Genomic DNA, 11665 nt, shown 5'->3' on the forward strand with positions numbered 1-11665 from the left:
GACCGCCGCCGAACTGCATCAGCAAAAATCCGCCGGTCAGGAGAATCACCAGCACGGCAGCGGCGACCCAATTAAAGAAGCGGCCGAACACCGATTCCCACAGGGGCAAGCGCAGTTGCGGCGAAAGGTCGGCGATTGCCGGCCGCAGACAGAAATGCGCGAATATCATCCCACCCACCCACACAGCGACCGCGAGCAGATGTAGAAACAGCGCGAGTTCGATAGCTTTGTTCATTTTGTTTTCCTCTCCCGACGACGCCACACCGCTTATTACGAATGATATTAGCAGCGGCTATTGAGCGCATTCGACCGCGCGCTATGCGTGCAGTTCCGTGGCTTGACGGCGTCTTAACATTCTTTGTAGTTGTTATTGCAACGCGCCCGATGCCGCAACGCAGCTGCACCCCGTATTTTTTGCGACGCACGGCGCGCTTCATCTGCGAATAACGCGCGCCGTGTTGCTACGTTTTCCTGCTTCAAACAGATTCCTAATGCAGCTTCCTAACGCAGCGTCCTTATGGCGTTTTAAGCCGCCAACACCGGACGCATACCGTCGAGCTTCATCTTGCTCTCAGGCGCACGCCCCTTGCGCGCCCGCTTGCCGATGTGCGGTGTGAGTGTGGCGCCGCTCAGTTTCTCTTCGTCGATACGACCACCGCGACGCGTGCCGATCAACACCACGCCCGCTTTGTTGATGGACAAGGCCTGCACCAGCGTTTCGTTGTCGTCGAGCGCCATCAGCGTGACGCCACGACCGCCGCCCGAGAGCGTCTTCATCTCGTCGAGACCGAACACCAGCAGGCGCCCGCCCGAAGACAGACACGCGATGTGCGTCGCATCCGGCAGCATCGGCATCGGCGCGAGCGGGGTAGCGCCTGCGTCGATCGTCATGAACGACTTGCCGGCCTTCACGCGGCTCACCATGTCGCCGACCTTGGCGATAAAGCCGAAGCCGTTGCTCGATGCGAGCAGCAATGCCTGATCCGCGGAAGCCGCGTAGTAATGCATCAGATGGCTGCCCGACTCGAGCTCGATCAACGAAGTAACCGGCACGCCATCCCCTCGCCCGCCCGGCAGCATCGCAACCGCCACCGAATAAACGCGGCCATTGCTGCCCCACGCGACCAGCGTATCCGGCGTGCGACACTGGAACGCCGCGTAGAGTCCGTCACCGGCCTTGAACGTGAAACCGGCTGCATCCAGACCGTGGCCCTTCAGCGCGCGCACCCAGCCCTTCTGCGACACCACTACCGTCACCGGTTCGTCGACCACGCGCGCTTCGAACGTTGCGCGCTTTTCCTGCTGGATCAGCGTGCGGCGCTCGTCGCCGTATTGCTTCGCGTCGCCTTCGATTTCCTTGATGAGCAGACGCTTCATTGCCGATTCGCTGCCAAGCAGGTCCTCGAGCTTGGCCTTCTCGTCGCGCAGTTCGGACAGTTCCTTCTCGATTTTGATCTTCTCGAGCCGCGCCAACTGACGCAAGCGGATTTCGAGAATGTCTTCGGCTTGACGATCGGACAAGCCGAACGCGGCCATCAACGCGACCTTCGGTTCGTCCGATTCGCGAATGATGCGGATGACTTCGTCGATATTCAAAAAGACGATCATCCGGCCTTCGAGGATATGAATCCGGTCGTCGACCTTGGTCAAACGATGACGCGTGCGGCGCGTGACCGTCACGAAGCGGAACGTGACCCACTCATGGAGGATTTCGCTCAGGCCCTTCTGACGCGGCCGGCCATCGCCGCCCACCATCACCAGATTCAGCGACGCGTTCGATTCGAGACTCGTATGCGCGAGCAACGTGTTGACGAAATCGGTTTGATCGATGCGGCTCGACTTCGGCTCGAACACCAGACGCACCGGCGCGTCCCGGCCCGATTCGTCACGTACGGCATCGAGCAGCGCGAGCATGGTCTGCTTGGTCTGCAGTTGTTCGGGCGTGAGCGTCTTCTTGCCGAGCTTGATCTTCGGGTTAGTCTGCTCTTCGATTTCTTCGAGCACCTTCTGCGTTGCCGTGTTCGGCGGCAGTTCGGTGATCACGAGTTGCCACTGACCACGCGCGAGTTCTTCGATCTTCCAGCGGGCACGCACTTTCAGGCTGCCGCGGCCGCTTTCGTATGCCGCGGAAATCTCGGCGTCGCTGGAAATGATCTGACCGCCGCCCGGGAAGTCCGGCCCGGCGATGTGTTGCATCAACTCGGCGTGCTCGATCTTCGGATTGCGGATCATCGCGACGGCTGCTGCCGCCACTTCGCGCAGATTGTGCGACGGGATTTCCGTGGCCAACCCCACCGCAATACCGGATGCGCCGTTCAGCAACACGAACGGCAAACGCCCGGGCAATTGCCTCGGTTCGTCCTCCTTGCCGTCGTAGTTCTTCATGAAGTCGACCGTGCCCTGGTCGATTTCGTCGAGCAATAGTTTTGCGATCGGCGTGAGACGCGCTTCGGTGTAGCGCATTGCCGCTGCACCGTCGCCGTCGCGCGAACCAAAGTTACCCTGGCCGTCGATCAGCGGATAGCGCATCGAGAAGTCTTGCGCGAGGCGCACCAAGGCGTCATACGCCGACTGGTCGCCGTGCGGATGATACTTACCGAGCACGTCACCCACCACGCGTGCCGACTTGACTGGCTGCGCGTTGTCGCCCAGGCCCATCTCGTTCATCGCGAACAGGATGCGGCGTTGCACCGGCTTCTGCCCGTCGCACACGTCAGGCAGCGCGCGCCCCTTGACCACGCTCACCGCGTAGTCGAGGTACTGACGTTCCGCATAATTGCCTAGCGTCAGAAAGTCGCCTTCGGGCGGCGGCGGCTCGGTGAAAAGGTCGAGAGTGTTATCGTCGTCCATCTAGATTCCGTATCCGTGTTTGGCGTGAAGTGTGTTTGTGAACTGAGGCGCTATGAGCGCGCTCAGATGTCCGCTTCCACTTCGTTGCCCTTTTCTTCCAGCCAGCTGCGCCGCGACGCTGCTTCGCCCTTGCCCATCAGCATCGTCATACGCGCCACCGTGGCGTCGTAGTCGAGATCGCCGAGCGCCACCGGTGTCAGGCGCCGCGTGTCGGGGTTCATCGTCGTGTCCCACAACTGCTCCGCGCTCATTTCGCCGAGGCCTTTAAAACGGCTGATGGACCATTGCGTCTCGCGTACGCCGTCCTTACGCAGTTTGTCGAGGATCGCTTCGAGTTCGCCTTCGTCGAGTGCATAGAGCTTCTGCGCCGGCTTCTTGCCGCGCGCGGGCGCATCGACCCGGAACAGCGGCGGGCGCGCCACGCACACATGCCCGCGCTCGATCAGCTGCGGGAAATGCTTGAAGAACAGTGTGAGCAGAAGAACCTGAATGTGCGAACCGTCGACGTCAGCGTCCGACAGAATGCAGATCTTGCCGTAGCGCAGATTCGACAGATCGACCTTGTCGTCCGGGCTATGCGGATCGACGCCGATCGCCACCGAAATATCGTGCACTTCGTTGTTGGCAAACAGCCGGTCACGCTCGGTTTCCCACGTGTTCAGCACCTTGCCGCGCAGCGGCAGGATCGCCTGGTATTCCTTGTCGCGGCCCATCTTCGCCGAGCCACCCGCCGAATCACCCTCGACGAGGAACAGTTCGTTGCGGCCAATTTCCGTCGATTCGCAATCGGTCAGCTTGCCTGGCAGAACGGCCACACCCGAGCTCTTGCGCTTCTCGACCTTCTGGCCGGCACGGGTACGCGCCTGGGCCTGTTTGATGACGAGATCGGCGAGTTTCTTGCCGTGCTCGACGTGCTGATTCAGCCACAATTCCAAAGCCGGCCGCGAGAACGACGACACCAGTTTCACCGCATCGCGGCTATTCAGGCGCTCCTTGATCTGCCCTTGGAATTGCGGATCGAGCACCTTCGCCGACAGCACGAACGACACGCGCGCGAACACGTCTTCCGCCAGCAACTTCACGCCCTTCGGTTGCAGGTTGTGCAGCTCGACAAAGCTCTTCACCGCCTGGAACAGACCGTCGCGCAAACCGGATTCGTGCGTACCGCCCGCAGGCGTCGGTATCAGGTTGACGTACGACTCGCGCATGAGCGTGCCTTCTTCGCTCCACGCGACGACCCATGTCGCGCCCTCGCCTTCAGCAAACGTCTCTTCGCTGACGCGCGAGTTTTCGACATAACGCTCGCCTTCGAACAGCGGAATCAGCAGATCGCTGCCGTTCATGCCTTCGAGCAGATAGCCGCGCAGGCCGTCTTCGTATTTCCAGGTTTGCGTTTCGCCGGTTTTCTCGTTGATCAGCGTCACTTCGACGCCCGGCAACAGCACCGCTTTCGAGCGCAACAGACGCTGCAGTTCACCGAGCGGCAGGTTCGGCGAATCGAAGTATTTCGGATTGGCCCATGCAGTGACACGCGTACCGGACTTCTTGTCGCCGCGCGCGGCAGGCCGCACTTCGAGCTCCTTGGCGACGTCGCCGTTGGCAAAGCTCAACTCGGCGATTTTGCCTTCGCGCCACACGGTGACGTCGAGGCGGGTGGACAGCGCGTTGGTGACCGACACGCCGACGCCGTGCAGGCCGCCCGAGAACGTGTACGCGCCACCGGCGGCTTTATCGAACTTACCGCCCGCGTGCAGGCGCGTGAAAACGATTTCGACGACCGGCACGCCTTCTTCCGGATGCAGGCCGAACGGAATGCCGCGGCCGTCGTCTTCGACCGAGACCGAATGGTCCGCGTGCAGCGTGACGGTGATTTGCCGGCCGTAGCCGCCGAGGGCCTCGTCCGACGCGTTGTCGATGACTTCCTGAATGATGTGCAGCGGATTTTCGGTGCGGGTGTACATCCCGGGCCGTTGCTTGACCGGCTCCAGGCCCTTCAACACCTTGATCGACGCTTCGCTATACGCGGCGTTTGGCTTTTTCGTAGACATGGTTGACTCGGTGCGTCGGTTCATCGTTGTCCACAGGTCCTGTGGACAGGTCCGTGGACAATGCGTTGAGTTTTCAAAAAAAGCGAAACGAAACAACGGGGTTAGGTAGAGTGCCCGCAGTGCGGGCAAGCTGTTTTATCGCCTGGCTTCCCATGGGCGTGCTCGACGGTGGCTCGATGCGGACTCTACAGCCCGGCAACGGCCAGCCGGTGCGAACGCCGGGGAAGCCTGTTCGCGGGGTATTTTACTGATTTCGATACAGGCGGCAATTCACGCGGTGCGGGATTGGCCGTTTGGATAAGGGGCGACGCCCGGGTGCGGCCTATTCTGAGACCGCGATGAGACCGCGGCACACCCCCGGCCCCCATTCTGGACGTGATGTCGGCGCAATCTCGGATCGCGCCGACCCCGCGCATCATTTGCGCTTGTTTTCCAGTTCGTCCCAGCGTTCCAGCGCGATCAGCAGTTCCTCGTCGATCGCGGCATAGCGCGCGGTCAGACGCGTGCCTTCCTGAGCGTCTTTCGCGAAGACCGAACCGTCTTCGAGTTGAGCGCCGATGGTTTTCTGCTCGGCCTCGAGCGCGGCAATTTTCGCCGGCAATGCCTCAAGTTCGCGCTGATCCTTGAACGACAGCTTGGCGGCGCGCTGCGTATTACGGCCTGCTGCTGCACCACCGTCCTTCGACGCCACCTCTTTGGCCGCTTCTTTCTGTGCTTCCTGTGCCATCTGCTGCGAGCGGTCGCGCTGAATCTGCCAGTCGGTAAAGCCGCCGACGTACTCGCGCCACTTGCCGCCGCCTTCCGCGGCGATCACCGACGTCGCGACGTTATCGAGAAACGCGCGATCGTGGCTGACCAGCAGCACGGTGCCGTCGTATTCGGTGAGCAGCTCTTCGAGCAGTTCGAGCGTCGGGATATCGAGGTCGTTGGTCGGTTCGTCGAGCACCAGCACGTTGGCCGGCCGCGCGAACAGACGCGCCAGCAGCAGGCGATTGCGCTCGCCGCCCGACAGCGACTTGACCGGCGAACGCGCGCGTTCCGGCGCGAACAGGAAGTCGCCCAGATAGCTCATGACGTGCTTCTTCTGGCCGTTGACTTCAACCCACTCGCTGCCCGGGCTGATCGTATCGGCAAGGCTCTTATCCAGATCGAGCTGCGCGCGCATCTGGTCGAAGTAGGCGACCTGCAGATTGGTGCCGACGCGCACCGTGCCCTCGTCCGGCGGCAATTCGCCGAGGATCATCTTGAGCAGCGTGGTCTTGCCTGCGCCGTTCGGACCGACAAAGCCGATCTTGTCGCCGCGCATCACGGTGGCCGTGAAGTTGTCCACCACCGTGCGCGAACCGTAGCGCTTGGTGATGTCAGTCAGTTCGGCGACGATCTTGCCGGACTTCTCACCCTGGCCCACGTCGAGCTTCACGTTGCCCAGCACGTTGCGGCGTTCGGCGCGTTCGTTGCGCATCTCCACGAGCCGCGCGATCCGGCCGACGCTACGCGTCCGGCGCGCTTCCACGCCCTTGCGAATCCACACTTCTTCCTGCGCCAGCAGCTTGTCGAATTTGGCCGCTTCGACCTGCTCGACTTCAAGCTGCTGCGCCTTCCTGGTCTGATAGGCGCTGAAATTGCCCGGATACGACAGCAGACGCCCGCGATCCAGTTCGACGATGCGCGTGGCGACACGGTCGAGAAACGCGCGGTCGTGGGTAATGAAGAGTAGACCCGCGCGCAGCGAGACCAGCAGGTCTTCGAGCCAGCGAATGCCATCGAAGTCGAGGTGGTTGGTCGGTTCGTCGAGCAGCAGCACGTCCGGCTGCACGACCAACGCGCGCGCCAGCGCGACGCGCTTTTGCATCCCGCCCGACAGCGAACCGACCCGCGCCTCCCCATTCAGACCGATCTGCTGCAGCGTGGTGGCTACGCGCGTGCTCCAGTTCCAGGCGTCCGAATGGTCAAGCGCCGATTGCAGCGTGTTCATGCGCGACATCAGCGCGTCGTGCTCCGGGCCTTCCGGCTCGTCGGCAAGCTGATTGGCGACCACGTCGTACTCGTCCAGCAGCGCACGGGCGTGAGTCAAGCCGGCGGCGACCGCGTCGAATACCGTGTCGTCCGTATCGAACTCCGGCTCCTGCGGCACGTAGACGCTCGTCAGACCCTGCTGGCGGGTGACCAGACCGTCGTCAGGCTTGGTCAGATCGGCGACGATCTTCAGCAACGACGACTTGCCCGCGCCGTTACGGCCGATCAGCCCGACGCGCTCGCCCGCTTCGAGAGAGAAATCCGCGTGATCGAGCAACGCGACGTGACCGAACGCCAGTTGGGCCCCGGTAATGGTGTAAAGCGACATGGAGAATTGGAGAAGACAGCGATGAGTCGGAACTGCTCATTGTACCGGGCGCACGAGCGGGTGCCTGTATGCCGGAAGAGATAGGCCGATTGGCTGGCTTGCAAAACGGGGATAAACCGTACGCAAGCCCTATGCAGATCGGATCCGACTGCGTTCAAGCCCTGCGCAAGCCAGCATACAAAACGGAAACCGCGGCCGGACGGCGCTCGCGCACGCCCAGCCGTCTCACCCGTCACGTCACTTCACATGCACCGTGATCGTCTTGCTCATGTCCGGGCCATACGAACGATGCGCGCCGTCGCCGAATTGCAGCGTCAGCGTATGGTCACCCGGCGGCAGCGTCAGATCGGTTTCGGTCTGCCCCTTGCCGAAGTGGAGCGATTTGTCGTTAGCGGGAATCACTTCGCCCTTGGGGAGCGGCTTGCCGTCGATCAGCAGATGATGATGGCCCAAGCCTTCCGTCATCGTGCCCGCCGGCGCGACTTTCATGCCGTCGACGCCGAACACCACGTGCACCGGATTGCTGACGGTTGCGCCGTCCGCCGGTTGCACAAAAGACACGCCAGCGGCCTGCGCCGCGCCCGACACGGCGAGCAACCCGGCCAGTACCGTACCGGCCAGCCATTTGTTTTTAATCATCGTTTTTCTCCTTGTTGGAAACGAGAGTCATGCGCGGGGCACGCAAGGCGCGATGGGGGCGCCAGTCTCCTGAGGCGGATCGTCGCAATGCATGCCAGACGCCCGGCGCGCCTGTCCAAAAGATTAGCTGCGGATCAGAGCATACACGGTGTGTATGCCGAGATCCGTCACGCGGGCCCGGACATGTCTTCGCTTTGCGGCGATGCCGCATGGGTATTTGGCGGTCCATTTGACAAATTCCGGTAATATTGCGGGTCGCCGCCATGCCCCAAAAAGGGGCGGACTGGGCGGATCAATGCACCGAACCAAAGAAGAGTACGTCGTGAGCGAAGTAATCGAACTGATTGAATATAAGAGCTGGGTCTGCCTGATTTGCGGCTGGATCTACAACGAAGAAGAAGGCATTCCCGAAGAAGGTATCACCCCCGGCACGCGCTTCGCCGCGATTCCGGACGACTGGCGCTGCCCGCTGTGCGATGTAGGCAAGGCAGAGTTTGCAGTGGTGGAATTCTGAGTTAGCTTGATTGAACGGGGTGCGCTGCCTGATGTAGTGCGGTAGTGCGCCGGACGGTTCGCGCGGCCCAGCGAGGGATGCCTGCTGGGCCGTTTGCTTTGTGGGGCGGGCTTCGCCGCCCTCCTCGCGGCAAGGCGTGTTTGATATACTCTGCGCTCGCTGGCGAATTTGGACTCGCCGGATTCTGCCTGGGGTTGTTCGTCGGCGGAATTGCAGCGATTATTTCGGTTCGGTCCTCTCCCCGTAGTTCAATGGATAGAACAAGTGCCTCCTAAGCGCTAGATACAGGTTCGATTCCTGTCGGGGGGACCAGCAATTCGCCCGTACGCCTTACCCACAAAGGCTCGATGTTACAATTGGCGTAAAAATGGCGTAACTAAACTATCAACTGCGCTGCCCCCCTGATGCCGAAAACGTTAGCCGAATGCTCGCATCCGGTAGTTCAGGCGTGGAATGACAGGCGCGAGACCTGTCAGATATGGTTTGGTACCACTGCCGTAGCAAATCGGTAGCAACAAGAAAAGCCCGCCTTCGCGGGCTTTTTGCACTTTGGTCGCAACGGCGCTTAAGTACGATCGATTGCAATGTTTTGCGCCTCGGACCGTTCGCGGCGCGCCAAGCATTGCGCGACCGGCCACTTTTCCCTACTATTAGTGGCAATATGCGGCTAGTAACGGCTAGCCCCGCCGACAAAACTGACTCCGGGGTCCGGCGGCTGTTTCCAAACGAAAGATAATATGACTATCGAAGCACTCCACCCCTTTGCGGGCGACCATGCAGTTCAAAGCGTGGCTTTCGTCCTCGAATGGGCGACACCGCTCGACACGGCGACCTTAAAGGCAGTCCGTCAACTTGCGCCCCGGTTTCAGTCCTCGTTTCCCGTGGTTCAGGAACAGCAGCAGATAACGGTCAACGTTGAAGCCCCGAAGAAGACGAGCAAGTTCCATAAGCCCAAGCCCCCAGTAGCGCCTGTGGCACCTGCCGCACAGTTGGGTGGCATTCAGTTCATTCATACGGGCAGCCAGGTTCCCGGTAGCTTCACGCGGATGATTCAAGTCCAAAGGGGAAGTTGTCTCGTCGCTCTCAATGAATACAGTAGATGGGATACCGTCTGGCCGCGCGTCCAAGGATGGCTGGAAATCGTCCTGCCATTGGTCTTGTCTGGGCGGGCGTTGACCACACTTACCTTGCAATACCAAGATCTGTTCTATTGGCGTGACGATCCGTCTCACCTTGATTTGCGCGAGGTTTTCCAAGCGGAGTCACCTTACCTGCCTCCTAACTGCTATGGCCAGAGGTCTGCCTGGCACTCGCATCACGGTTATATAGAGGAGATGGGGGGAGAATGGCCAGGCCACCTACTCAACAATGTAAACGTGAACGTGGGCGACTTGAACAATCAGCGGCAGATCGCCACGATGCTGACCCACAAAGTTACTTTCGGCACTCCCGTTTGGTCGCAGGAGCGCGCGGTGGCTGCGCTGGGCGCAGTTATGCCTATGTTGCACAGGACAAACAAGCAAACATTACAGTCAGTTTTTTCAGACGCGGTCAGAGGAAAAATCGGCTTAACCGTTCAACAAGGAGCTTAAATGAAACTAGCTACCATGCTGAGCGTAGCAGTTGTCGGGGCTACCCTTACGCAACCGATTACGCAGGCGACCGATTGGCTCAATACAAGTCAACCACCAGTGATTGCCAGTCCGACGGACATCAGTTCGTCGTTCGCTCCGATATATGTCGGAAATGGCGGAAACATTGCGCAGACCGACTTGGAACCCGTGTTTGAAAACGTATCGATTCCGATTGACCGGTTAACGTTGGCGCAGAACGAAATTTCTAGCTATTCATCGCTACAAGATGACTGGGATGGAAACGGCGGCACGCCACCTGATTCTGGCCATGTGCGTGACGCAATCGCATTTTTGGATCGACTGCCTAGCGGAATCGCGATTCCCACTCCCATGATTGGGTCGTCTGGAGATATCGGCCTGTACTGGGATCTGACCTCTTTTTATGCGGATGTAGCATTTGAGGGCAGCGGCGCCTTGTCGCTCTTTGTGAAAAATAAGCAAACAAGGGAAGAAAAGTTCGCTGCGGTGGACGATCTTCACGGCCTCAGCCAAGATTGGTTCTTCCAAATGCTTGGCCGAGGGCAAAACGCATAGGGTAGCCATGCCGGGGAACGCATGCAGGGAGTTTTTTGCGGAACACGCAGAAGACAAGCAAAAGGTAAAGGCTCTACAGAAGGTTGCAGACGCGCTCGCGTGGGAAGAGGAAATTGCGTCGGAACATTCGCCGGGGACTGTAAAAAACGAAGAACTGATCGTCAGACAGGTGACGCACCCAAACTTTTACGACGACGCATTGCAGAAGATCAAGCCGATATGGTTTGACGACGTCACAAACAGAGGCTTTTCCAGCGATCGATTAGCCTACACAAGCGTAGAGGCGGTCGTAGAGCGAGCAAAGGCGCGTGCGGATGAGCGGAACGCCAAGCCCGAAAATGCCGAGAAGACCCCTGTAACAGTGCTCTCACTGGGCAAACTTCCTGTTTCGCGTATTCGGGAAGTGACGTGCGACGACAACCGTGCGTTTGGAGTGTATGACACAGCCCTTGCGGACAACATCGCACACGCGGACGTTTGTCAGCTTGCGCACGGCACGCAGGAAGCCCGACGTATCCGATACGAGCTTTACGCCATGACCGAGAACATCATGGTGTAGCCAGGCGGATAGGCCTTTGACCGCGATCCGACGTCTGTTCAATTTAAGAGAGCCCGGCCATACGGGCTCTTTGCATTTCAGAAGAAACCTGCCGGCTGCACGGCCACGCCGACGGTTCATGCCGCCATTTGATGTTCGTAGTACGGCCGCTCGCGGTCATCCAGAATGATCCGGATTAAGCCACGCGTCGACGTCTTCGGGCTTGATAGGGCACCTTTCTGCGGGACGCTGTCTTTCCCCGCGCCGAGCGGCCAAGTAACTTTTATGCCTCCCGCATGGGACGTGTTGCCTACAGCAACGGCGCTATGGCATGCTGAACGCTATTTCTCCTGATGAATGCGAATGTCATGACACAACCGGCCGCCCATCGCCATCACGCATCACATCATCAGCCCCGGCATCACGAGGCGCCGGCCTACGTCCAGGCGTTCATTAATTCACACCTAGCCGCAGCGCAGGAAATCCAGCGCAAATATCGCGTGCCCGCCGGTCTGGTTATCGCGCAGTCCGCTCTTGAGAGCAATTGGGGACGGTCAGTGGTCG

At 60.0% G+C, this 11665-nt stretch carries 9 protein-coding genes, 1 tRNA gene and 1 pseudogene; 6 read left to right on the top strand and 5 right to left on the bottom strand.

Translation table 11 applies throughout. The features are described from left to right. The 5 genes and pseudogenes from VFE81_RS23800 to VFE81_RS23820 form a co-directional block, all read right to left on the bottom strand. Positions 1-235, bottom strand: a pseudogene (locus VFE81_RS23800) (hypothetical protein); the annotation flags it as partial. 290 nt (positions 236-525) lie between these two features. Then, a complete protein-coding gene (gene parC, locus VFE81_RS23805; RefSeq protein ID WP_325046933.1) occupies positions 526-2850 on the bottom strand; it encodes a DNA topoisomerase IV subunit A in 2325 nt (774 codons plus the stop codon). A 62-nt stretch (positions 2851-2912) separates the two neighbouring features. Then, complete coding sequence (locus tag VFE81_RS23810) at positions 2913-4898, bottom strand: DNA topoisomerase IV subunit B (RefSeq protein WP_325046934.1); 1986 nt, start codon at positions 4896-4898, stop codon at positions 2913-2915. 415 nt (positions 4899-5313) lie between these two features. Continuing rightward, on the bottom strand, positions 5314-7242 hold the full coding sequence (locus VFE81_RS23815) for an ATP-binding cassette domain-containing protein (RefSeq protein ID WP_325046935.1): 1929 nt from the start codon (positions 7240-7242) through the stop codon (positions 5314-5316). A gap of 237 nt (positions 7243-7479) precedes the next feature. Further along, positions 7480-7881, bottom strand: coding sequence for a DUF4399 domain-containing protein (locus VFE81_RS23820; RefSeq protein ID WP_325046936.1), 402 nt, complete (start codon positions 7879-7881; stop codon positions 7480-7482). A gap of 322 nt (positions 7882-8203) precedes the next feature. Here VFE81_RS23820 and VFE81_RS23825 point away from each other — a divergent pair, with 322 nt between their 5' ends. From VFE81_RS23825 to VFE81_RS23850, 6 genes are all read left to right on the top strand, one after another. Beyond that, positions 8204-8395: a rubredoxin gene (locus tag VFE81_RS23825; protein ID WP_325046941.1), complete on the top strand. Its 192-nt coding sequence runs from the start codon at positions 8204-8206 to the stop codon at positions 8393-8395. A 237-nt stretch (positions 8396-8632) separates the two neighbouring features. Continuing rightward, positions 8633-8707: transfer RNA gene (locus tag VFE81_RS23830), tRNA-Arg, on the top strand. 425 nt (positions 8708-9132) lie between these two features. Beyond that, positions 9133-9987, top strand: coding sequence for a TIGR04255 family protein (locus VFE81_RS23835; RefSeq protein WP_325046937.1), 855 nt, complete (start codon positions 9133-9135; stop codon positions 9985-9987). Next, complete coding sequence (locus VFE81_RS23840; protein WP_325046938.1) at positions 9988-10563, top strand: hypothetical protein; 576 nt, start codon at positions 9988-9990, stop codon at positions 10561-10563. It begins immediately after the preceding gene. Between the two features lie 7 nt (positions 10564-10570). Then, entirely contained in the window at positions 10571-11122 is a 552-nt protein-coding gene (locus VFE81_RS23845; RefSeq protein WP_325046939.1) for a hypothetical protein, read from the top strand. Between the two features lie 347 nt (positions 11123-11469). After that, positions 11470-11665 (top strand): glucosaminidase domain-containing protein (locus VFE81_RS23850; RefSeq protein ID WP_325046940.1); only part of this gene is annotated, 196 nt, incomplete at its 3' end.

Origin of the sequence: Paraburkholderia sp. (assembly GCF_035656215.1) — a bacterium.
GTDB lineage: Bacteria > Pseudomonadota > Gammaproteobacteria > Burkholderiales > Burkholderiaceae > Paraburkholderia.

Coding starts and splice junctions, on each gene's coding strand:
- parC (WP_325046933.1), bottom strand. CDS start 2,850: ATGGACGACGATAACACTCTCGACCTTTTCACCGAGCCGCCGCCGCCC.
- VFE81_RS23810 (WP_325046934.1), bottom strand. CDS start 4,898: ATGTCTACGAAAAAGCCAAACGCCGCGTATAGCGAAGCGTCGATCAAG.
- VFE81_RS23815 (WP_325046935.1), bottom strand. CDS start 7,242: ATGTCGCTTTACACCATTACCGGGGCCCAACTGGCGTTCGGTCACGTC.
- VFE81_RS23820 (WP_325046936.1), bottom strand. CDS start 7,881: ATGATTAAAAACAAATGGCTGGCCGGTACGGTACTGGCCGGGTTGCTC.
- VFE81_RS23835 (WP_325046937.1), top strand. CDS start 9,133: ATGACTATCGAAGCACTCCACCCCTTTGCGGGCGACCATGCAGTTCAA.
- VFE81_RS23840 (WP_325046938.1), top strand. CDS start 9,988: ATGAAACTAGCTACCATGCTGAGCGTAGCAGTTGTCGGGGCTACCCTT.
- VFE81_RS23845 (WP_325046939.1), top strand. CDS start 10,571: ATGCCGGGGAACGCATGCAGGGAGTTTTTTGCGGAACACGCAGAAGAC.